Here is a 20,261-nt window from a genome sequence, read left to right as displayed (position 1 = left end):
GCCGGAGCGGGCGGGGTGCCGAGGACGGCGGTCGGGGTGGTCGGCGGCGGGTCGCGGCTCGCCGCTCGGGGCGACGACGCGTGGGGTGCTGGGAACTCCGGGGCGCCTTCGGCCAGCAGCCCCAAGAAGTGCCGCAAGCTCTGCGGGAGTCGGGGCTGCCCGCCGAGGAGTACGGGCAGGGCATGGAGCTGTTCCGTGTCGCCGCGCTCGGCGCGGACCGCCCCGCCGCGTTCGAAGAGATCCTGGCCGCCCACCTCGACCACATCGAGGCCGCCATCGGATTCGGATAGGGGGCTCGTGGCGACCGCTCGGACCGTGCCCGGGGAATTGGCTTACCGCCGCGACCACTGCTAGCTTTCGGGAGGCCGTGCGAGAGAACGAGGAGGTGGTACCCGTGAACGTATTCACTTGGGTGCTCTCCTCCGGAGCCACGGTCGGGCGATAGGTCGTCCGGGAGCGCCGCTTCTTGCAGCACTCCCGAAAGGCACGACCATGCACTTCACCTCGGAACGACGCCTCGAGAACGACGTCGTCGAGCGCGCGTTCACCCTCGGAGAGATCCCCGGCATCCTGTGGACGCCCGCCTCCGCCCCGGCGCCCACGCCGGTCGTCCTGCTCGGCCACCCCGGTGGACTGGACACGATGTACCCCCGGCTCGTGGCCCGGGCCCGGCAGTCCGCGGCGCAGGGCTTCGCCTCGGCCACCGTCGAACTCCCCGGGAGCGGCGACCGGCCCCGGTCGGCCGTCACCGAGGAGGCCCGCGCCGACCTGCGCCGGGCCCTGGCGGCCGGTGAGCCGGTCACCGACGACATCGTGGACCGGCTCGTCCTGCCCCTGGTCGACCGGGCGGTTCCGGAATGGCGGGCCACCCTGGACGCCCTCCTCGCACTGCCCGAGATCGAGGGTCCGGCCGGCTACTCAGGGGGCGTGATCTCCATCGGAACGCGGCTGGCGGCGGTCGAGCCGCGCATCGCGGCCGCCGTCCTCTTCGCCGGCAGCTTCGTCCCCCGCGCCCTCTACGAAGAGGCCCGCCACGTCACCGTTCCCCTCCATGTCCTGCTGCAGTGGGACGACAAGGGGAACGACCGCCAGGCGGCCCTGGACCTGTTCGACGCCTTCGGATCGAAGGAGAAGACCCTGAACGCCAACATGGGCGGACACACCGGCGTCCCGCAGCACGCGGGGGACGCGGCGGCTGCCTTCTTCGAGCGCCATCTGAAGCAGGGCGGCGCTTCCTAGCGACTGCCTCGTCCCGGCGACCGCCTCTCGGGCTGGTCCTCACCGTCCCCGGCGCCGCAGAAGAAGTACGTTCCGCCCCCGCCGTCCTGGGTGATCGCTTCCAGCGGCTCGCCCGGGGCGAGGTGGACCGGCTCCACGTGAGTGATCGGACCGTGGCCCGCGCCCTCGGTCTCGAAGTCGAAGGGCCACAAGGCGAGTTCCGCCGCTCTCGGATCGTCGCGGAGGGACGTCGAGCAGGGAGGGCGAGGAGGTCGTGCGGGCAACCGTACGGGCACGATCGCGAGGAGGGGCGTACGGCCTCTGCGGATCAGGAGCCGGAGTCGGCCGGTGTCGTCAGGGCGCGCAGCAGCAGAGGCGTGAAGTTCTCCGTCAGGCTGCTGTTGCCGTGGATGACCTGGTGGGCGGTGACGCCTTCGAATAGGGCGATGAGCAGGCGCGCGAGTTCGTCCGCCGGGAGCGACGGCTCGGCCCCGGCCCCGTCGAGGGCCGCGGCGAGGACCTCCGTCAGCCCCCGGGCGAGACGGTCCTCGTGGACGGCCAGTTGCTCGGCGACGGCAGGTGTGCGGGCCGCGTGCAGGGTGAACTCCATGGAGACCAGGAACCATCGGCGTTCCTCGGCGGTACGTCCCGCGATGCGTTCACCGAGCTGCGCGATCGGATCCCTGTCCGACGACGCTTCGGCGTCCGAGGCCTTCAGGCCGGCCAGCAGCCGGTCGGTGTGCTCGTCGTACAGGGCGAGGAACAGCTCCTCCTTGTCCCGGTAGTTGGAGTAGAAGGCGCCCCGGGTCAGCCCCGCCCGTTCGACGATGTCGCTGATGGTGGTGGCGTGGAACCCCTTCTCGCGGAAGAGGGACCAGGCGCTCTCCGAGAGGGCGGCACGGGTCAGAGGCCGGCGTTTGGTCGGTGACTTCGGCACGTCGGGGCTCTTTCGGGGAGACTTCGCAGGCGGGACGCGGTGCGTGGCCAGCCTAAGGGACCGCCGGACACGCCCGGGAACCTGCCACGGTCAGCTCGCGGCGTCGTAGTCGTCGTAGAAGCCGCGCCCGCTCTTCACGCCGAGGTGCCCGGCGTCCACGTAGCCGCGCAGCAGTTCGCGGGGGCCGCTCGGCAGGTTCGGGTTCTCGGCCGCGTAGTGGTTCTCGATGTCCAGGACGACGTCCAGGCCGACCCGGTCCATGGTGCGGAACGGTCCGGCGACGCCCCCCATGTTGATCATCCACATCGCGTCGACGTCCTGCGGGGTCGAGACGCCCTCCGCGACCACGGATAGCGCCTCGCGCTTGATGGCCGCCCAGACCCGGTTGAAGATGAAGCCGGTGCTCTCGCGGCGTGCCTCGAAGGGGAAGACGCCGTAGTGCGGCAGCTCGCGCAGGAGCAGGTCGAGCACGGCCCGGTCGGTGCGGCCGCTCGACATCAGGTCGACGGCGCTCTGTGCGGGCGGCATGTAGAAGTGCATGTTGAGCACGCGCTCGGGGTGCGTGACGTGGTCGATGAACGCGCTCGTGGGGTACGACGACGAGTTGCTCGCCAGGATCGCGTCGGCGTCCGCGGCCTTGTCCAGGTCGGCGAAGATCTGCTTCTTCAGGTCCAGGCGCTCGGGGACCGCCTCCACGACCAGCCAGGCGCCCGCCAGCGCCTCCGCCAGGTCGGTCGTCGAGGTCACGGTGCCGGGCGTGCCGCCCTCGATGCCTGCGGCGACCTCGGCCACGTGCTGCTCGACGTACGCGCACGCCGCCTGCCCGGCGTCCGGCACCGGGTCGTACACGCGGACCGAACCGCCACGGGTGGCGAACATCAGGGCGATCCGGCGCCCGAGGGTGCCGGCGCCGATGACGGTGACCGGCCGGGACATCGGGTCGGAGGGGAGGGTGAACGGCATGACGATCTTCTTCCAGCTTCTTCGAGTGGTGCGGGGCGGTTCCGCGGGGCCGCGTCGGCCCGGATTTGCGGAGAACCACCCATCGGATACACGATGTATCCGATACAGACTGTATCGCATGTGGTGCCGACACATCCAGGCCGACGTATCCATGCCGACGCAGACAGCACGACGAATTGCTCAGGAGACCGTCCATGCGCGCCGAAGAGGTCCGCCGCCACGTCACCACCCCGCTGACCACCCCCGTCTATCCGCCCCGCGCCACCCGCTTCACGGACCGCGAGTACCTCAACGTCCTGTACCGGACCGACCCCGAGGCGCTGCGCGCCGTCGTCCCCGAACCGCTCGAGATCGACGAACCCCTGGTGCGCTTCGAGATCATGAAGATGGGCGACGTCGAGGGGTACGGCCCCTACCTGGAGTGCGGCCAGGTCGTCCCGGTGCGTCTCGGCGACGAGCGCGGCGAATACCTGCACGCCATGCACCTGGACAACTTCGGCGCCACCGCGGCCGGCCGGGAGCTGAGCGCCTATCCGAAGACGATCGGATCCCCGGCCCTGTTCGCCGACCACGGTGCCCTCGTCGGCACCCTGGACTACGGGACCCAGCGGGTGGCCACCGCCACGATGCCGTACAAGTGGGAACCCCTGGACAGGGAGCTGGCCCGGGAGCAGATCACGGTCCCGACCTACGCCGTCAAGATCGTCCCGAGCCTCGACTGGCAGCTCCAGTCCTGCCGCCTCGTCCGTACCCGCATCACCGACGTCACGGTCAAGGCCGCCTACCAGGGACCGGCCCGCCTCCAGCTGTCCGCCCACGTCATGGCGCCGCTCGCGGACCTGCCGGTCCTGGAGGTCGTCTCCGCCAGCCACATCCTCACGGACCTGACCCTGGCCCCGATGGAGCCCGTGCACGACTACCTCGCGGCGTAGAAGATCTCCGCGGCGGGCGACAATACTGACGCTCACCCGCCGACCGGACCTGAAGGGGCGCGCATGGCGATGGCACAGGACGAGGCCCGGCTGCGCCGTCATCTGGCGTTGTCCCTGCTGGACGACATCGACGGCATCACCGGGCGGCTGGTGTCCGACATCTGCGCGCACAGTGCGCTCTATGCCGCCGGGCGTCCGGTCCCCCTCGCCGACCTGCGATCGATCTGCCGCGACAATCTCGTCCTCGTCATCAAGGACTTCGGCCGGATGCCCGCCGGTGCCGGCACCGACGACTTCACGGCCGCGGCGACGGAGACCGGGCGGCGGCGGGCCGGGCAGGGCATGCCGCTGGACAACGTGCTGATGGCGTACCGGCGCGGGGGCCGCGTCCTGTGGCAGGCCATGACGGAACCGCTCAGGGGCCGTCCGGCGGGCGAACAGGACCTCGCGCTCGAGGTCGCCGGAGCCCTCTGGGAGACCATCGACCGGTTCTCGACGGTGATGTCGGACGCGTACCGCCTCGCCCAACTCGAACTCCAGCACCGCCGGGAGTCCCGTCGCGGCGCCTTCTTCGAAGCACTCCTGGAAGGGCGGGGCAGCGACCCCGCCGTGGCTTCTGCGGCCTCCGCCGCGCTGGGCATCCCGGTCAGCGACTGCTACGTGGTCGTGGTGATCGACCAGAACCCCGCCGACCCCGCCGCCCCCGAACCGGTGCTGCAGGAGGCCGACTTGTGGTCGTTCTGGCGCACGCGAGCCGCGCGCAGCACGGGCCTCGTACGCCTGGCGTCGTTCGATTCCGCGAAGCCGGCAGCGGTGCTGCGCGACGCACGCCTGGGGGCCGTCGGCATGTCACCCCCGTTCCAGAGCCTCGCCGACGCGGACACCGCGCTGCGCCTCGCGGAGCGTGCCCTCGGCACGTTGTCCCCGCACAGCAACGAGGTGGCGGAACTCGACGAGCGCCTGTTCGAGGCGATGCTCACCCACGACGCGGAGATGGCCGACCGGATTCTCGCCCGCTACCTGGGAGGCGTCCCGGAGTGCGGGGCGGACGGCGTGCTGCTGATGGACACGCTGGCCACCTGGCTGGCCACGGGCTGCTCGGCCCCGCGTACGGCTGAACGCCTCTACTGCCACCGCAACACCATCCTGAACCGGTTGGAGCGGATCTCCGAGATCACGGGCTGGTCCATCGAGTCCGGCGAGGCGCGCCTGGGCTGGGCACTGGCCCTGCGGGCGGCACGGGTCCCGCGTCGCGCGGGCGCGGTGTGAGTCTGCACAGGAAGCGTTCGCCTCGGTTGGGCGACTGCCCCTGGCTGGTTCCGGAGCAGGTCACCCAGGATGTGCGAGATCTGATCACATCCACGGGAGGTCTGTGATGGGAGAGAGGTTCCGGCGCGCGCTGGTCGTCGCCGCGACGATGGGCATGGCGCTGTCGTTCCTGACGGACAGAGCGGTCGCCGCCGCGGGACACGACGAGCGGGGCACCTTCGTCAGCCTGGCGGGCAAGGTGGACTACGAAGTGCACCTGCCGCCCCAGTACCGGGCCGGGGAGAAACTGCCGGTGGTGGTGGCGCTGCACGGCTGCGGCATGACCGGCTTCGCCGACAGCTCGATGAAGGACCTCACCCGGTTCAACCAGGTGGCCGACGCCAAGGGGTTCATCGTCGTCTATCCGTCCCAGGATCCCTGGCGCAACCTGCTCCGCTGCTGGAACGCGGTCCAGCCCGCGCACCAGCACCGCGACAGCGGCGAACCCTCCTTGATCGCGGGCGTCACACGCGACGTGGTGAGCAAGTACCACGCCGACGCCACGCGGGTGCACGTCGCCGGAGCCTCCTCGGGCGCCGGACTCTCCGTCATCATGGCGGTGACCTACCCGGACGTGTACGCGTCGGCGGCCTCACTGGCCGGCGGCGAGTACGCCTTCGACAAGGTCGGTCCCGACCCGGACGCCGTCAGCCCGGTGGACACGGCGAAGCTGGCCCATGCCGAGATGGGACGGCGCGCCCGGCAGGTCCCGCTGCTGATCGAGCAGGGGAGCGCCGACACGACGGTGCCGCCGTGGATGGCCGACCGTCTCGCCTCGCAGTGGGCCGCCGTCGACGACCTGGCCCCGGACGGCCTCCTCGACGGAGACGTGGACGACACGCCCGACGCCACTCGACGCGTCGACGCCCCGGGGTCACGTCCCTACACCCGCACCGAGTACACGGCCCGCGACGGCGGGCAGCCGCTGATCGTGAAGTACGACGTGGAGGGCCTTGCCCACAAGTGGCCCGGCGGCGGCACCGGGCCGTACGCGGATCCGCTGGGCCCGGACATGACCTCCATCATGTGGGACTTCTTCGCCGGTCGGCATTTGTGAGGGACTGCCGCGGCACGGAGAAGGAGGCCAGGCTCGCCTCCAGGTCGTCGAGCGCCCTGCGCGCCGTGGCGATCCGGGCGCGCACCTCTTCCTCGGAGGCCGTCGCCGCGGCAGGTTCGTCGGGCCGGGGCTCCTCCATCCGCGTCGCCGAGTCCGTCCAGTGTCATCAGCAGGAACAGGGTGAGGATCGCGCGGCCGATCGACCCGAAGTGCTCGGGGTTGTCGTCGGCGAAGAAGACCCAGCCCACCATCGCGTACACGTACAGCAGCAGCCCGCCCACCAGCAGGAAGCTGACCGTGCCGGGCAGGCTGCGCCCCACCGCGACCAGCACGTTGCGCAGTTGGGGCAGGAACCGGGCCGCGCGCAGCACGCGGGCCAGGCGCAGCAGTCGCAGCACGGTGGCGTTCTCGCGGACGACGGGCAGGAACGCGCACACCACCACGGCGAGGTCGAACACGTTCCACCGGTCGCGCCAGAAACCGCGCGGCCGGTCGAGATGAGCGGCGATCCGCAGCGCGATCTCGGCGGTGAAGACGGCCAGGAAGGCGTGCTCGACCACCTTCAGCTCGTCGTCGAACCGGTCCGAGACCCCGCTGTAGGTCTCGACGCCGAGAACGGCCGCGTTGGTGAGGATCACCACGAAGACGGTGACGGCGAACCAGCGCGCCTCCGTGACGGCGCGACAGCGGGCGGCCACGGCGGCGCGTCGGGAGGGTCCGGTTGATGGTCCGGCTCAGCGGATCGGATCGTGCTGCGGATCGTGGATCGGGTTGCTGCTCACAGGAATTGGATCTTACGGTGCCTCCACCGCCCGTACGACCTCGTGTCCCTGGCGCCTCCTAGGCGGCCTGCGGATGGGTGAGGCGTGCCAGGAGGTCGTCCAGGGCGACGAGTCCGGTGAGCCGGCCCGTGTCGTCGCAGACGACCGCCAGCGAGGCGCGGCGGGCGCGCAGTTGCTCGATGGCGTGACCGACGGTGTCGGTCTCCAGCAACTCGGGTACGGGGCGCGCCAGTTCACCGGCTGTGGTCGCCCGCCCGCGGGCCCGTGCGATCAGTGCGTCGCGGGCGTGGACGGAGCCGAGGACCAGGGATCCGTCACGGACCAGGAGGCGGCTGCGGTCGGTGGCGGCGGCCGTGGCGAGGACGGTTTCGAGGTCCGCGTCGGCCGGGACGGAGGTGATCCGCGCGGCCGGCACCCGGAGTTCGCCGACCGGGGTGAGCGGCTCGACCAGCGAGCTGGTGATGAGCTCCGAGTCGTCCTTGCTGATCAGGCCCAGCCGCTCCGACTCGGCGACGAGATGGGCGAGCTGCTCGCGGTTGTGCACCTCGGTGAGTTCGTCGCGCGGGGTGACCCGGCACATGCGTACCAGCGCGTTGCTGATCCGGTTGAGGAACCGGATCAGCGGGCGGACCGTCCTGACCAGCGCGCGGAACGGCGGTGCGAGGAGCATCGCCGATCGCTCCGGGTGCGCGATGGCCCAGGACTTGGGGGCCATTTCGCCGACGACCATGTGCAGGAAGACGACCACGACCATCGCGACGGCGAAGGAGACGCCGTAGCTGAGTCCGCTGGGCAGGCCCCAGCCGTGCAGCAGCGGATCGAGCGCGTGGGAGACGGCGGGCTTGGAGATCGATCCGAGGCCCAGCGTGCAGATGGTGATGCCGAGCTGGGCGCCGGCCAGCATCAGCGACAGCTCCCGCATTCCGGCGAGGGCGGCCTTGGCGCCGCGCTGCCCGGCCGCGGCCGCCTTCTCCATCCGGTGACGCTTCGCGGCGACCAGGGCGAACTCGGCGGCCACGAAGAAGCCGCTGCCGATCAGGAGCAGAACGGTGATGAACAGGGCCAGGGGGAAACTCATGAGTGCGCCTCCCCGGCGAACGGGCCGATGCCGGAGGCCGGCGCGCGGGTCAGGTGGATCCGGTCCGGGACGTGGCGGTCGAGGCCGGTCACGTCGATGAACGCGCTGTCGCCGTCGGCCAGGCCGAGGACGAGCCGGTCGCCGATCGCCGGGAAGCGGCCCAGACGGTCCACGATCAGCCCCGCCACGGTGTCGTAGTCCTCGTCCTCGGGCAGTTCGATGCCGGTGGCCTCGGCGACCTCGTCGATGCGGCGGCCGGCGTCGACCGTCCAGCCCGCGCCGTCCGGATCCGGGACGGCGAGCTGTGTCTCCCGGTCGCTCTCGTCGGCGATGTCACCGACCAGCTCCTCGGCGATGTCCTCGTAGGTGACGATCCCGGCGATGCCACCGTGCTCGTCGAGCACGACCGCGAACTCGTCGTCGGCCGCGCGCATCCGGTCCACGGCGTCGGGGAGCCGGAGCGTGTCGGGCAGGAGGAGGGGGCGCCGCGCGAGGGCGGCGGCCGTGTGCGTCGTGTACGCGGACTGCGGCAGGGCCGTCAGCTCCCTGACGCCCAGGACGCCGGTGACGTCGTCGGGGTGGTCGCCCATCACGGGGTAGGTGGAGTGGCCGTGCTCGGCGATCAGCTCGATCGTGTCGGAGGCCGTGGCGTCCTTGCGGACGAACACGGCGTCGGCGCGCGGCACCATCACCCCGTGCAGGGTCCGCTCGTTGAACTCGAGCGCGTGGTCGAGCAGCGCGGCGGCCTCGCGCGGCAGTTCGCCCTGCTGGTGGGACTCGCCGATGAGATGGCTCAGCTCCTCCAGCGTCGCGCCGTGGTGCAGTTCCTCGACCGGTTCGATGCCGACCCCGCGCAGCAGCCTGTTCGCGGCGCCGTCGAAGAGGCGGACCACCGGGCCGACCACCTTGAGATAGCCGACGGTGGAGCCCGCGAGGGCTTTGGCCAGGCGTTCCGGGACGGCCAGTGCCAGATTCTTGGGGGCCAGTTCGCCCAGCACCATCTGGACCACGGTGGCCAGGACGAACGCCAGGACCACCGCGATCGTCGTGACGGCGGCGTCCGGGAGACCGGTCCCGGACAGCACCGGTCGCAGGAGCGTCGAGACCGACGGTTCGGCGAGGAAGCCGACGATCAGGCCGGTGACCGTGATGCCGAGCTGAGCGCCCGACAGCATGAACGACAGCCGCTCCAGAACGGTCAGCGCCTTGGCGGCCTTCTGGTCGCCCGCTTCCGCCTCACGGGCCAGGGCGAGCCGGTCGGCGGCGACGTACGCGAACTCCTGGGCGACGAAATAGCCGGTGCCCGCCGTCAGTACGAGCACCGCGAGCAGGCCGAGCACGGCGCTCAGCACGCACACCACCCGCCCTGTGCCGTGCTCGCGCTCGACCCGGGCCGAGCATGGCGGGATGGTCGGGGACCGGTCCCCGCAGAGTCCGTCGATCTGGCGGACAACGTGCAGCTCCTTCGCGCTTTACTTTCTCTTTGCCTTCATGGCGACAACGGCCGGCACGGCCCCGATGTTCCCGATCACTGTCCGACGGCGGTGTGCCGGGCGCCAGTCGGCTGCGGGGCGGCACGCGCTCGCCAGGACGCTCCGAACGGGTCGGCGTTTAATGAACGTAGGCGTTCTTTGAGCGCCGGCGTTCACCGAGCCTCGGCGCTCCATGGACGCACAGGGGAGCCTCTCTCCCGGGAGCAGCACATGCCCGCCACCCACGACACGTCAGAGCGGGGACCGAGCCGGCGGCTCGGCAGGCTGAGGGCCCTCGGCGAATGGTGCGCCCGGCACTCCGTCATCGTCATCGTCGGCTGGCTGGTCGTCCTGGCAGCGCTCCAGGTGCTCGACCGGACCTTCGGCGGAACGTACTCGGACGACTTTTCCCTCCCGGGCGTGCAGTCCTCCCAGGGGGTGGACGTCCTCCAGAAGCACGACCCGGCGGCCGGCGGCTACAGCAGCCAGATCGTGCTGCGGGACACGCGAGAGCCGCTGTCGACGGTGAGCTCGCAGATGGGCCAGACGGTCGGAGACCTGCAGAAACTGCCGCACGTGCTGTCGGCGCAGAACCCGCTGCCGACGACCTCGGATCCGGCCCCCGCCACGTCCGGGCAGCCGAACATCGGGCCTCTGTCGAACGACGGGAAGACCGCCTACATCACCGTCCGCTTCGACGTGCAGCCCTCCACGCTCGGCGACGGCTACCTCTCCGGCGTGGACAGCGCGGTGCAGCCGCTGCGGGCCGCGGGGGTCGACGTCGAGTACGGCGGCCCGCTCGGTGAACTCGCGAGGCCGCCGGCCGACGACCGCACCAGCGAGGCCATCGGCTTCGCGGTGGCCGTCGTCGTCCTGCTCGTCGGGTTCGGCAGCGTACTGGCCGCCGGGCTCCCGCTCGTCACCGCGCTGCTCGGCGTGATCGGGGGCCTGGCCTGCCTGGGCCTGCTGGCCGCGGCCTTCACCTTCGCGACGGTGTCACCGACGCTGGCCACCATGATCGGCCTGGGTGTCGGCATCGACTACGCACTGTTCCTCATCACCCGGCACCGGCAGAACCTCATCGACGGCGCCGACCCCGTGCACGCGGCGGGCCACGCCACCGCGACCAGCGGGCGGGCCGTCCTCATCTCCGGCTGCACCGTCATCATCGCCCTGGCCGGGCTCTCCGTCTCCGGAGTCTCCTTCATCAGCAAACTCGGTCTCGCGGCGGCCGTGACCGTCGTCTCCGCGGTCGTCGGTGCGCTCACCCTCGTCCCCGCGCTGCTCGGCCTCATCGGCAGGCGTGTGGACCGCTACCGCGTGGGCAGAGCCGTGGCGGAGGCCGACGCCTCACCCGAGACGCCCGCACACGGCACCTGGCACCGCTACGCGCAGCGCGTCGAGCGACGGCCGCTGTGGTTCCTGACCGGCGGACTCGTCACGGTGATCGTGCTGGCCGTCCCGCTGCTGTCCATCCAGCTCGGGCACATCGGTGACGGCGCCGACCCGACGTCGTTCACCGACCGGCGGGCGTACGACATCATGGCGGACTCCTTCGGTCCCGGCTCCAACGGCCCGCTGACCGTGGTCATCGACCAGACGTCCGTCCCGTCCGACCAGCGCGCGGCCCTGTCCGCGCAGGCACAGAAGGAGGTCGGCGGCGTCGCGGGCGCGGCCGTCGTCACACCCCTGACCCCGACGAAGGACGGCGACGTGCTCGTGGGCACCGTCTTCTCCAAGGAGTCCCCGCAGAGCCGGGCCACCACCGACCTCACGAACCGGCTCGTCGACGACACGCTGCCGCAGGCCGTGTCCGGCACCACCGCCCAGGGCTACGTCACCGGAACCACCGCTGCCCAGGTCGACTTCCGCGACATCGTGTCGCAGCGGCTGCCCTTCATCATCGCCGTGGTGGTCGCCCTCGCCTTCCTCATCATCCTCGCCGTGTTCCGCGGGCTGCTGGTGGCGCTGAAGGCGGCGGTCCTCAACGTGCTGTCCATCGCCGCCTCGTACGGCGTCGTCGTCGCCGTCTTCCAGTGGGGCTGGGGCGGTCCCGCGCTCGGGGTGTCGGGGAAGGTCCCCATCGAGAGCTACGTGCCGATGATGATGTTCGCGATCATCTTCGGACTGAGCATGGACTACGAGATCTTCCTGCTGTCGCGGGTCCACGAGGTCTGGTTGCGGACGGGCGACGCGCGGGCCAGCGTCGCCCACGCGCTGGAGATCACCGCGCGCGTCATCACCTGTGCCGCCCTGATCATGGTGAGTGTCTTCGCCGCGTTCATCGTGAGTGACAACATCGTGGTCAAGATGCTCGGACTCGGCCTGGCGGTCAGTGTGTTGATCGACGCGACCGTCGTCCGGCTGCTCCTCGTGCCGGCCGTGATGACCCTGCTCGGCGCCCGCGCGTGGTGGACGCCGCGCTGGCTCGACCGGATCCTGCCGCACATCGACACGGAAGGCGGTCCCGCGACCCCGCCGGTCGATCAGCGACCTGGAGACGGGACGTCGACCGGTGACGTCGACCGGTGACGTGGACAGGACGTCGGCCGAACAGGTCTCAGGCGGCCCGGGAGACGGGGGAGTCGGGCAGGTGCCGCTCCCAACCCATCTGCGGGAACAGTTCGCAGGCCAGCCGGAGCAGGCGCAGCGGTTGCGGCGGCAGGTTCGTGACGCTGACGTGGGCCGGCGCGGCCTGGGCGCCGAGCAGGTGGAGCCCGGTGATGTCCATGAAGGGGACGGCACGCAGGTCCCACACCACCTCGGTCACCGCAGGGGGGAGTTGGGCGATGAGGGTGTGCAGTTCGTCGATGCCCGCGAGGTCGATGTCGCCGTGCGGGGTGAGGGTGGCGCTGTTGCTGTGACGTTCGACGGTGATGTTCATGAGGCGCCCCCTTCCGGGGGGTTGCTGAGCCCAAAGACGATGCGGTCCCCGCGTGCGGGGCCGACGGCTAAGGCGGGTCCGAATGCCCGTGGAGGGGGCAACGCCCGGTACCCAAAGAGCCGGCGCTTGGCCGGACCGACTCGGTCTCTTGTCAGCCCACCGTCCCACAGGTACCCCCGATGAGGCCAGGACGATGCCGCCGGCGTGCGGTCGCCGATCCCCGCGGACCGACTTAGCGTGTGGGGCATGAACGGAGAATCGGGTGAGAAGTCGCTGGAGCGGGACGTCCTCGACGAGCTCGGCGACGACGGGCTCCAGCAGCTCGCGGAGGTGCTCGGCACGGATGCGGCCGGCGCCCAGGGCGTCGTGGGCAACACGGTGGCGGCCCTCTCCGGTGGCCTGCGTGAACGGTCCGAGGAAGGGCCCGAGGGCGCCCAGGAGGTGCAGCAGGCCATCGACGAAGCGGCCCAGCCGCCGCTCCAGGGTGTGGCCGCGTTCGGCGGCCTGGGCGGGCTGGCTTCCGGCGGGCTGCTGGCCGGACTCCTGTCGCGGATGAGCCGTCCCGCGGCCAATGTGATCGCGAAGAAGACGGGCCTGCCCGCGGCGAACGTGGCCCGCGGGATCGAACTGGTCATCCCCGTGATCCTGGCCGTGCTGAGCAAGCGGGCCGCGCGCAAGAAGTAGCCGCGGAGACGCGGGCGGCGCCGGGCGCGTGCCCGACCGGCCATGCCAGGGGTCCGGGTGCCCGGTTCCCGGCCCTAGGCCGAGATCCGGTCCAGCAGTCCGTAGACCGCCGCGTAGGCCACCGGCGACGCGAGGACCGCGACGCCGAGACTCAGGCCGCGCTCACGCCACGTGCGGGACAGCGCCAGCGGAAGCGCGCAGGCGACCGCCGCGCAGGCGAGGGCCTGCCCCGCGTATCCGAGCGTCAGCCAGGAGTGCAGGCACTCGCTTCCGAAGAGGCCGCCGACCGCGCCCAGGGACCCCGCGCGCAGCCACAGCCGGGGGCTGCGCCGCCACCAGGCGCCGGCCGTGCCGAAGAGCGGGCCGGCGACACAGGCCATCACCAGCCAGACCAGCGGGAAGACGATGCTTCCCATGCCTCCACGGCCCAGCTCCGCGTAGCCGTAGTAGCCGACGACGAGCCCGATCTCGGCCAGCGCACCGGCCGTCGCGATGCGGCGGACACCGCGGACGCGCGGTGCGAGGACCGCGCCGGTGACGAAAGCCACCACCGACCACACGCCGCCGGAGTTGGCCAACTGGCTCCAGGGCCAGGGCAGCAGGCCCTGGAGCAGGTTCGTCAGGACGCCGAGGGCGAGACCGGTGGCGGCGACGCACAGGACCTGCGTGAGGGCCGCGTGATTCCGAGGAGCAGGGTGACCGAGGGGGAGCGTCGGTGTGGTCGGGGAGGACGTCGTGGAGGACGGGGAGGTCATGGCCGCGACTATACATTCGATGTATACGCATGGTTTATAGAGAGGTCGATGACGTCGACCGCGACGCAGCTCACGCGGCCGGTCCTGTTCCCGCACCCCCTGGAGTCGTCCGTGGATCACTCGGTTCCCGAACCCGTAGGCACGCAGGCGTTCCTGGCCGTCTGCGGTCACACGCACCTGTTCCGCGGCGCGCGGATCCGGATTCGCGGACTGGCCGCCCCCGGGGCGTTCGTGGCGGCGCCCCGGGCGGTCGACCTGGTCCTGCGCTTCGCCGACGACGTGGTCGCGGACGCGGAGCTGCGCCCGGAAGGCCCGGCGGGGACGGAGCTCGTCGTGGCGGCGTACACCACCGCCGCGGGCACCCCTCTCGACGGGCGGTCCTGGACGGTCCGCGCCGTCGAGCGCAAGGGCGACGAGGTCGAACTGGCCGTCGCGGGCCCGTCCCGGACCGACCGTGACCCAGCGGCGTCCCCGGTGTGAAGAAGGTCTCCCGCGCTGTCAGCCCACGGCGTCCGTCGCAGTGGAAGGGCGTGTGAGGACCAGCAGGGAGTGCGGGGCCAACCGGAGGACTTCTTCGGCCTTGTGCTCCGTCTCGTCGGGTGCGCCGTCCGCCTCCGCGGTGTCGATCCGGGTGGTCCACGCCATGCCGTAGGCCGCGTCCGGGAAGCGGAACTCCACCGGGTCCCAGCAGAAGTTGAACAGCAGCAGGAACGAGTCGTCGACCACGCGGTTCCCCGCGCCGTCCAGGGCGACGATCGCGTCGCCGTTGAGGTAGACCGTCAGCGCGTGCGCGTCGTCGTTCCGCCAGTCCGTCTCGGTCATCGGCCGCGCGTCGGGGCGCAGCCAGGCCACGTCCGGCAGGGCCTGCCCGCTGTCCGCGGGGGCCGGCCCGCGGAAGAACCGGCGCCTTCGCAGCACGGGATGGGCGGCGCGCAGGGCGACGATGCGGCGGGTGAATTCCAGGAGGGCCGCGCGGTCGTCGTCGAGGTCCCAGTCCACCCAGGTCAGCTCGTTGTCCTGGCAGTAGGCGTTGTTGTTGCCGCGCTGCGTCCGGCCGAGTTCGTCCCCGTGGCCGAGCATGGGGATGCCCTGCGACAGAAGGAGCGTGGTCAGCAGGTTGCGTTGCTGGCGGGCCCGCAGGTCGAGGACGCCCGGGTCGTCGGTGGGGCCCTCCGCTCCGCAGTTCCAGGACCGGTTGTCGCTCTCGCCGTCGTTGTTGTCCTCGCCGTTGTCCTCGTTGTGCTTCTCGTTGAAGGACACGAGGTCGCGCAGGGTGAAACCGTCGTGGGCGGTGAGGAAGTTGACGCTGGCCCGGGGGCGGCGCCGGTCGTGCTGGTAGAGGTCTGCCGACCCGGTCAGCCGTGCGGCGAACTCGCCCAGGGTGCCCTCGCGGGCCCGCCACACGTCGCGGACGCTGTCGCGGTACTTGCCGTTCCACTCGGACCACTGGGGCGGGAAGTTGCCCACCTGGTAGCCGCCGTCGCCGAGGTCCCACGGTTCGGCGATGAGTTTCACGCGGCCGACGACGGGGTCCTGCTGGATGAGGTCGAAGAACGCCGACAAGCGGTCCACCTCGTGGAACTGCCGGGCCAGTGTGGCCGCCAGATCGAAGCGGAACCCGTCCACGTGGCATTCGGTGACCCAGTACCGCAGCGAGTCCATGAGGAGTTGCAGGACGTTGGGGTGCCGCATGAGCAGGCTGTTGCCGGTGCCCGTGGTGTCGTAGTAGCGGCTGAAGTCGTCGTCGGCGAGCCGGTAGTAGGACGCGTTGTCGATGCCGCGGAACGACAGGGTGGGGCCGTTCTCGTTCCCCTCCGCGGTGTGGTTGTAGACCACGTCGAGGATCACTTCCAGGCCCGCACCGTGTAGGGCGCGGACCATGTTCTTGAACTCTCCGACCTGTTCGCCGAGGGTGCCGTGCGCCGCGTAGGCGTGGTGCGGCGCGAAGAAGCCGATCGTGTTGTAGCCCCAGTAGTTGGACAGTCCGCGGTCGCGCAGGAAGCCGTCCTGGACGTACTGGTGCACGGGTAGCAGCTCGACCGCGGTCACGTTCAGGGACGTGAGATGGTCGAGCACGGCCGGCTCGGCCAGGCCCGCGTAGGTGCCCCGCAGTTCCTCCGGCACCTGCGGATGACGCATCGTCAGACCCCGCACATGTGTCTCGTAGATGACGGAGTCCGAGAAGGCGTGGCCCGGAGGTGTGTCGTCGCCCCAGTCGAAGGCGGGGTCGACGACGACGGAGCACAGGCCCTGACCGCCCGCCTCCTGGCCGCCCGATCGGTCGTGGACGGCCTTGGCGTAGGGGTCGAGCAGGAACGCCTCGGGGTCGCAGCGGTGTCCGGAGGCCGGTTCCCACGGACCGTGCACCCGGTACCCGTACTGCTGGGGAGGGCCGACGCCGGGCAGGTAGCCGTGCCACACGGACCCGTCGACCTCGGGCAGCGTCACCGTGTGCTCGGTGCCGTCCGGGTCGAGCAGGACCAGGTCCACCTGGCTCGCCACATCGCTGAACAGCGCGAAGTTCGTGCCGTGGCCGTCGTGGGTCGCCCCGAGCGGGTAGGGGCGACCCACCCGCACGTGTGACGGGTCCACGGCCGGAGCGGCCGTGCCGGTTCGTCGGGTCATGAGGCGGCGCCCGCGCCCGCGGGCACACCGTCCGTGCCGGTGCGGGAGAGCACGGCACGCGGCATGCCACGTGCTTCGCGCGTGGTGGGGGAGGGCCGCTTCGGAAGGAGCGGCTCGTGGTCGTCGGTCCGGCTGCGCAGGGCGAACCAGACCAGGTGCTGGGCGCGCGTGGTGCAGCTTCCCCAGCCGTCGCTCATCTCGGCGATCTGCGAGCAGCGCAGCGGGAGCTCGTGCGACGGGCCGCCGGCCGGAGCCTCGTAGGAGACGGCGTTGATCAGCTGCTGCCCGTTCCACCACGCTTCGATCTCGATACGGGCGTCGGGGCTGCCCTGGACCGCGAGCTCCATCAGCAGACCGAGGCCTCGGGTCGTCGAGGGGGTCAGTCGCTCCAGCCCCCAGTAGCGCAGGTGCGCGGCCATGATGCGCTGGACCTGGTCCACGCGTTCGGGGGCCGGCCGCACGGTCACGTGGTAGTAGCGGGGCGTTGCCTGGTGCATGGTTCTTCGCTCCTCACCGGCGCTCACGTTCCGCCGTGTTCGGCGGAGCGGTGCGCACGCACAGCGCGCACGGAAGGTGAACGCAGGTCGCTCGAGAGTCACTGCTCAGCCTGTGTCCCTTACGCCATTCGTGCAACCGGAGCGTGATGGCGGGGCCACGCTCGGTTCAACAGGCCGGATGCCGACGTGCGCCGCACTATGGGTGAGGGAGCGCCGGACGGTGACGTCGCGTTCTCTCTCTGTGAGCGGGTCACGGGCCCACCGGGCCCGACGACGCGGAAAACCGGAGGTCGATGGGCGATGGAGTCATCGCGTGCCACCGGCGAGATCGACCGGTGCTTGACGAGGTATCGCTTGTGGGAGCGCCGCTTCCTGGCGGCTCCGGCCGATGCCGGGACGTCGGACCGCTTCGCGCGGGCCGTCGCTGCTCTGTGCCGGGCGACGGGTGAACGGTGCGGCAGGGAAGCCGCCGCGGCGGCCGACCGATCGAGCCGGCACGGGCACGGACGGGAAGGTGACCCGCGATGACGACAGCGGCCCCGGTTCCTGTCCCGCTGCCCATCGAGGACGTACGGCCCGCCGTGGACGGCGGCCGGCGCCCGGCGAAGGCCGTCGTGGGCGAGTCCTTCCCGGTCACCGCGCTGGTGCTCGTCGAAGGCGGCGGCGTCCTCGGCGCGGAAGTGGTGCTGCGCGACCCGGACGGAGCGGAGGCGCTGACCCGGCCGATGGCGGAGGTCGCGCCGGGCACGGACCGGTGGCGCGCCGAGGTCGGTGCGGGCCGGCCGGGACGGTGGAGCTACTGCGTGCGCGCATGGCTGGATCCCGTGGCCACGTGGATGCGTGACGCCGTGGTCAAGGTGGGCGCCGGCGTGGACTGCGAGAGCACCCTCGAGCACGGCGCGGAGCTCCTGGAGCGGGCGCTGGCACGGCAGTCGGATCCCGGGGCGGAGGAGGCGCTGCGGTCGGCGATCGCCGCCCTCGGCGACGGCGCCCGCACTGCTCGGGACCGGCTCGCGGCCGCGGTGTCTCCGGCCGTGCGCGCGGCGCTGGAGAGCGCGCCCGTCAAGGAACGTCTGACGGAGAGCCGGTCCTACCCGCTGCTGGTGGAGCGGGAGCGGGCGCTGTACGGCTCCTGGTACGAGTTCTTCCCGCGCTCGGAGGGCGCGGTCGTCGAGCCCGGGAAACCACCCGTGAGCGGGACCTTCGCCACGGCTGCGGAGCGTCTGCCGGCCATCGCGGAGATGGGCTTCGATGTCGTCTACCTGCCACCCGTCCACCCCATCGGCACGACGGCCCGAAAGGGCCCGGACAACGCGCTGTCGCCCGGACCGCACGACGTCGGAGTGCCCTGGGCGATCGGTTCGCCCGAGGGCGGTCACGACGCGATCCACCCGGACCTCGGCACCCTGGACGACTTCGACGCGTTCGTGGTGCGTGCGGCGGAGCTGGGGCTGGAGGTCGCCCTCGACTTCGCGCTCCAGTGCTCGCCGGATCACCCGTGGGTGCTCAAGCATCCGGAGTGGTTCCGGCACCGGCCCGACGGCTCGATCGCGTACGCGGAGAACCCGCCGAAGAAGTACGAGGACATCTATCCGATCGCGTTCGACGCGGATCTGCCGGGTCTGATCGCGGAGACGACCCGGGTGCTGCGGCACTGGATGGCGCACGGGGTGCGCATCTTCCGGGTCGACAATCCGCACACCAAGCCGGTTGCCTTCTGGGAGGCGGTCATCGCGGACATCAACCGCAGCGATCCCGATGTCATCTTTCTGGCGGAGGCGTTCACCCGCCCGGCGATGATGCGGACGCTCGCCGAGATCGGCTTCCAGCAGTCGTACACGTACTTCACCTGGCGGAACACCAAAAGCGAACTCGTGGATTACGTGACGGAACTGGCGGGCGAATCGGCGGCCTGCATGCGGCCGAACTTCTTTGCGAACACGCCGGACATCCTCCATGAGTTTCTCCAGCACGGCGGCCGTCCGGCGTTCGAACTGCGTGCGGTGCTCGCCGCGACGCTGTCCCCGGCCTGGGGTGTCTACAGCGGATACGAGCTGTGCGAAAACACTCCGCTGCGCCCCGGCAGCGAGGAGTATCTGCATTCCGAGAAGTACCAACTACGGCAGAGGGACTGGGAGTCCGCGGCGCGTGAGGGACGGACGATCGCTCCGCTGCTGACCGCGCTCAACGACATCCGGCGCCGCAGCCCGGCACTTCGGCAGCTGCGGGACGTGCACTTCCACCACGCCGACAAGGACGCGGTCCTCGTGTACTCCAAACGCAGCGGTTCGAACACGGTTCTGGTCGTCGTGAACCTCGACCCGCACCACACCCAGGAGGCGACCCTCCGCCTCGACCACGAGGCGCTGGGCCTCGCACCGGACGCCGCCTTCCGCGTGCGCGACGAGCTGTCCGGTCACACCTACGCGTGGAACACCACCCCATACGTGTGTCTGACGCCGGGCGTCACGCCCGCGCACATTCTGACCATCGGATGAGTCAGGAAAAGCGCTCGTCCGGACCGGCATGAACAACGCGAGGGAGAACCCTCATGGATACGAACGACCTCATGCTGCCCGCACACCCGCACGCCGCGAACCGGGACCCGGACTGGTTCAAGCGTGCCGTCTTCTACGAGGTCCTGGTCCGTTCCTTCTACGACAGCAACGGTGACGGCGTCGGCGACCTCAAGGGCATCACGGCGAAGCTGGACTATCTCCAGTGGCTGGGGGTGGACTGCCTCTGGCTGCCCCCCTTCTTCCAGTCTCCCCTCCGCGACGGCGGCTACGACGTGGCCAACTACATCGCCGCTCTGCCCGAGTTCGGTGATCTGGCCGACTTCGTGGAGTTCGTGGATGCCGCGCATCAGCGCGGGATGCGCGTGATCATCGACTTCGTGATGAACCACACGAGTGATCAGCACGAGTGGTTCCAGCAGTCGCGTTCGGACCCCGAGGGCCCCTACGGCGACTATTACGTCTGGGCGGACGACGACAAGCAGTACCAGGACGCGCGGATCATCTTCGTCGACACCGAGGCGTCGAACTGGACCTTCGATCCGGTGCGCAA

The 20,261-nt window shown here is 70.9% G+C and carries 18 protein-coding genes and 2 pseudogenes; 11 read left to right on the top strand and 9 right to left on the bottom strand.

From position 1 onward, the window contains the following. Positions 1 to 44: 44 nt before the first annotated feature. Positions 45 to 290, top strand: a pseudogene (locus tag ABT127_RS37860) (hypothetical protein); the annotation flags it as partial. 202 nt (positions 291 to 492) lie between these two features. Next, entirely contained in the window at positions 493 to 1,239 is a 747-nt protein-coding gene (locus ABT127_RS37855) for a dienelactone hydrolase family protein (protein WP_351460654.1), read from the top strand. 307 nt (positions 1,240 to 1,546) lie between these two features. Here ABT127_RS37855 and ABT127_RS37850 read toward each other — a convergent pair whose 3' ends face one another. Together ABT127_RS37850 and ABT127_RS37845 are read right to left on the bottom strand one after the other, a co-directional pair. Next, positions 1,547 to 2,155: a TetR/AcrR family transcriptional regulator gene (locus tag ABT127_RS37850; protein WP_351460651.1), complete on the bottom strand. Its 609-nt coding sequence runs from the start codon at positions 2,153 to 2,155 to the stop codon at positions 1,547 to 1,549. A gap of 90 nt (positions 2,156 to 2,245) precedes the next feature. Further along, positions 2,246 to 3,118 (bottom strand): 3-hydroxyacyl-CoA dehydrogenase family protein, encoded by an 873-nt coding sequence (locus tag ABT127_RS37845; protein ID WP_351460648.1) that lies wholly within the window; start codon positions 3,116 to 3,118, stop codon positions 2,246 to 2,248. Between the two features lie 194 nt (positions 3,119 to 3,312). On the opposite strand from ABT127_RS37845, the gene ABT127_RS37840 reads away from it, so the two are divergent. From ABT127_RS37840 to ABT127_RS37830, 3 genes and pseudogenes are all read left to right on the top strand, one after another. Further along, on the top strand, positions 3,313 to 4,050 hold the full coding sequence (locus ABT127_RS37840; protein WP_351460646.1) for an acetoacetate decarboxylase: 738 nt from the start codon (positions 3,313 to 3,315) through the stop codon (positions 4,048 to 4,050). A 63-nt stretch (positions 4,051 to 4,113) separates the two neighbouring features. After that, a complete protein-coding gene (locus tag ABT127_RS37835; RefSeq protein WP_351460644.1) occupies positions 4,114 to 5,319 on the top strand; it encodes a PucR family transcriptional regulator in 1,206 nt (401 codons plus the stop codon). Between the two features lie 106 nt (positions 5,320 to 5,425). Next, positions 5,426 to 6,337, top strand: a pseudogene (locus tag ABT127_RS37830) (extracellular catalytic domain type 1 short-chain-length polyhydroxyalkanoate depolymerase); the annotation flags it as partial. Here ABT127_RS37830 and ABT127_RS39410 read toward each other — a convergent pair. From ABT127_RS39410 to ABT127_RS37815, 3 genes are all read right to left on the bottom strand, one after another. Beyond that, positions 6,241 to 7,113: an ion transporter gene (locus tag ABT127_RS39410; RefSeq protein WP_502971847.1), complete on the bottom strand. Its 873-nt coding sequence runs from the start codon at positions 7,111 to 7,113 to the stop codon at positions 6,241 to 6,243. The pseudogene ABT127_RS37830 and the gene ABT127_RS39410 overlap by 97 nt on opposite strands. A 142-nt stretch (positions 7,114 to 7,255) precedes the next feature. Further along, positions 7,256 to 8,275, bottom strand: a complete 1,020-nt coding sequence (locus ABT127_RS37820; RefSeq protein WP_351460639.1) for a hemolysin family protein — start codon at positions 8,273 to 8,275, stop codon at positions 7,256 to 7,258. Next, on the bottom strand, positions 8,272 to 9,624 hold the full coding sequence (locus ABT127_RS37815; RefSeq protein WP_502971848.1) for a hemolysin family protein: 1,353 nt from the start codon (positions 9,622 to 9,624) through the stop codon (positions 8,272 to 8,274). Before ABT127_RS37815 ends, ABT127_RS37820 begins: the two co-directional genes overlap by 4 nt. A 354-nt stretch (positions 9,625 to 9,978) precedes the next feature. Between ABT127_RS37815 and ABT127_RS37810 the strand changes: the two genes are divergently transcribed. Next, complete coding sequence (locus ABT127_RS37810) at positions 9,979 to 12,279, top strand: MMPL family transporter (protein WP_351460633.1); 2,301 nt, start codon at positions 9,979 to 9,981, stop codon at positions 12,277 to 12,279. A 28-nt stretch (positions 12,280 to 12,307) separates the two neighbouring features. Here the strand turns inward: ABT127_RS37810 and ABT127_RS37805 are convergent, their stop codons facing one another. Further along, positions 12,308 to 12,631, bottom strand: a complete 324-nt coding sequence (locus ABT127_RS37805; RefSeq protein WP_351460631.1) for an STAS domain-containing protein — start codon at positions 12,629 to 12,631, stop codon at positions 12,308 to 12,310. Positions 12,632 to 12,877: 246 nt separating this feature from the next. Between ABT127_RS37805 and ABT127_RS37800 the strand changes: the two genes are divergently transcribed. Next, a complete protein-coding gene (locus tag ABT127_RS37800; protein ID WP_351460628.1) occupies positions 12,878 to 13,315 on the top strand; it encodes a DUF937 domain-containing protein in 438 nt (145 codons plus the stop codon). Positions 13,316 to 13,389: 74 nt separating this feature from the next. Here ABT127_RS37800 and ABT127_RS37795 read toward each other — a convergent pair whose 3' ends face one another. After that, on the bottom strand, positions 13,390 to 14,070 hold the full coding sequence (locus tag ABT127_RS37795; protein ID WP_351460625.1) for a DUF6518 family protein: 681 nt from the start codon (positions 14,068 to 14,070) through the stop codon (positions 13,390 to 13,392). Between the two features lie 48 nt (positions 14,071 to 14,118). Here ABT127_RS37795 and ABT127_RS37790 point away from each other — a divergent pair, with 48 nt between their 5' ends. Further along, the gene (locus ABT127_RS37790) at positions 14,119 to 14,550 is read left to right on the top strand and encodes a hypothetical protein (protein WP_351460622.1); all 432 of its coding nucleotides are present in this window, start codon (positions 14,119 to 14,121) and stop codon (positions 14,548 to 14,550) included. Between the two features lie 18 nt (positions 14,551 to 14,568). Here the strand turns inward: ABT127_RS37790 and glgX are convergent, their stop codons facing one another. Together glgX and ABT127_RS37780 are read right to left on the bottom strand one after the other, a co-directional pair. Beyond that, positions 14,569 to 16,695 carry a glycogen debranching protein GlgX gene (glgX, locus tag ABT127_RS37785; RefSeq protein WP_351460620.1) on the bottom strand — a complete coding sequence of 709 codons (2,127 nt, stop codon included), beginning with the start codon at positions 16,693 to 16,695 and terminating at the stop codon, positions 14,569 to 14,571. After that, on the bottom strand, positions 16,692 to 17,192 hold the full coding sequence (locus ABT127_RS37780) for a pep a2 (protein ID WP_351460617.1): 501 nt from the start codon (positions 17,190 to 17,192) through the stop codon (positions 16,692 to 16,694). Before ABT127_RS37780 ends, glgX begins: the two co-directional genes overlap by 4 nt. A gap of 198 nt (positions 17,193 to 17,390) precedes the next feature. On the opposite strand from ABT127_RS37780, the gene ABT127_RS37775 reads away from it, so the two are divergent. The 3 genes from ABT127_RS37775 to ABT127_RS37765 form a co-directional block, all read left to right on the top strand. Next, on the top strand, positions 17,391 to 17,720 hold the full coding sequence (locus ABT127_RS37775) for a DUF5133 domain-containing protein (protein ID WP_351460615.1): 330 nt from the start codon (positions 17,391 to 17,393) through the stop codon (positions 17,718 to 17,720). After that, complete coding sequence (locus tag ABT127_RS37770) at positions 17,717 to 19,690, top strand: alpha-1,4-glucan--maltose-1-phosphate maltosyltransferase (RefSeq protein ID WP_351460613.1); 1,974 nt, start codon at positions 17,717 to 17,719, stop codon at positions 19,688 to 19,690. Before ABT127_RS37775 ends, ABT127_RS37770 begins: the two co-directional genes overlap by 4 nt. Positions 19,691 to 19,743: 53 nt before the next feature. Beyond that, positions 19,744 to 20,261, top strand: a 518-nt coding sequence (locus ABT127_RS37765) for an alpha-amylase family glycosyl hydrolase (RefSeq protein WP_351460610.1), incomplete at its 3' end; no start/stop codon positions are given.

This window comes from Streptomyces sp. NPDC001904, from assembly GCF_040297005.1.
Lineage (GTDB): Bacteria > Actinomycetota > Actinomycetes > Streptomycetales > Streptomycetaceae > Streptomyces.
The sequence above is the reverse complement of the archived record's forward strand: the minus strand, read 5'-3'. Positions and strand labels throughout refer to the sequence as shown.

What these genes read in the sequence shown, in the direction of transcription:
- ABT127_RS37855 (WP_351460654.1), top strand. Translation starts at nt 493, where the DNA reads ATGCACTTCACCTCGGAACGACGCCTCGAGAACGACGTCGTCGAGCGC.
- ABT127_RS37845 (WP_351460648.1), bottom strand. Translation starts at nt 3,118, where the DNA reads ATGCCGTTCACCCTCCCCTCCGACCCGATGTCCCGGCCGGTCACCGTC.
- ABT127_RS37840 (WP_351460646.1), top strand. Translation starts at nt 3,313, where the DNA reads ATGCGCGCCGAAGAGGTCCGCCGCCACGTCACCACCCCGCTGACCACC.
- ABT127_RS37835 (WP_351460644.1), top strand. Translation starts at nt 4,114, where the DNA reads ATGGCGATGGCACAGGACGAGGCCCGGCTGCGCCGTCATCTGGCGTTG.
- ABT127_RS37820 (WP_351460639.1), bottom strand. Translation starts at nt 8,275, where the DNA reads ATGAGTTTCCCCCTGGCCCTGTTCATCACCGTTCTGCTCCTGATCGGC.
- ABT127_RS37810 (WP_351460633.1), top strand. Translation starts at nt 9,979, where the DNA reads ATGCCCGCCACCCACGACACGTCAGAGCGGGGACCGAGCCGGCGGCTC.
- ABT127_RS37805 (WP_351460631.1), bottom strand. Translation starts at nt 12,631, where the DNA reads ATGAACATCACCGTCGAACGTCACAGCAACAGCGCCACCCTCACCCCG.
- ABT127_RS37800 (WP_351460628.1), top strand. Translation starts at nt 12,878, where the DNA reads ATGAACGGAGAATCGGGTGAGAAGTCGCTGGAGCGGGACGTCCTCGAC.
- ABT127_RS37795 (WP_351460625.1), bottom strand. Translation starts at nt 14,070, where the DNA reads ATGACCTCCCCGTCCTCCACGACGTCCTCCCCGACCACACCGACGCTC.
- ABT127_RS37790 (WP_351460622.1), top strand. Translation starts at nt 14,119, where the DNA reads ATGACGTCGACCGCGACGCAGCTCACGCGGCCGGTCCTGTTCCCGCAC.
- glgX (WP_351460620.1), bottom strand. Translation starts at nt 16,695, where the DNA reads ATGACCCGACGAACCGGCACGGCCGCTCCGGCCGTGGACCCGTCACAC.
- ABT127_RS37780 (WP_351460617.1), bottom strand. Translation starts at nt 17,192, where the DNA reads ATGCACCAGGCAACGCCCCGCTACTACCACGTGACCGTGCGGCCGGCC.
- ABT127_RS37775 (WP_351460615.1), top strand. Translation starts at nt 17,391, where the DNA reads ATGGGTGAGGGAGCGCCGGACGGTGACGTCGCGTTCTCTCTCTGTGAG.
- ABT127_RS37770 (WP_351460613.1), top strand. Translation starts at nt 17,717, where the DNA reads ATGACGACAGCGGCCCCGGTTCCTGTCCCGCTGCCCATCGAGGACGTA.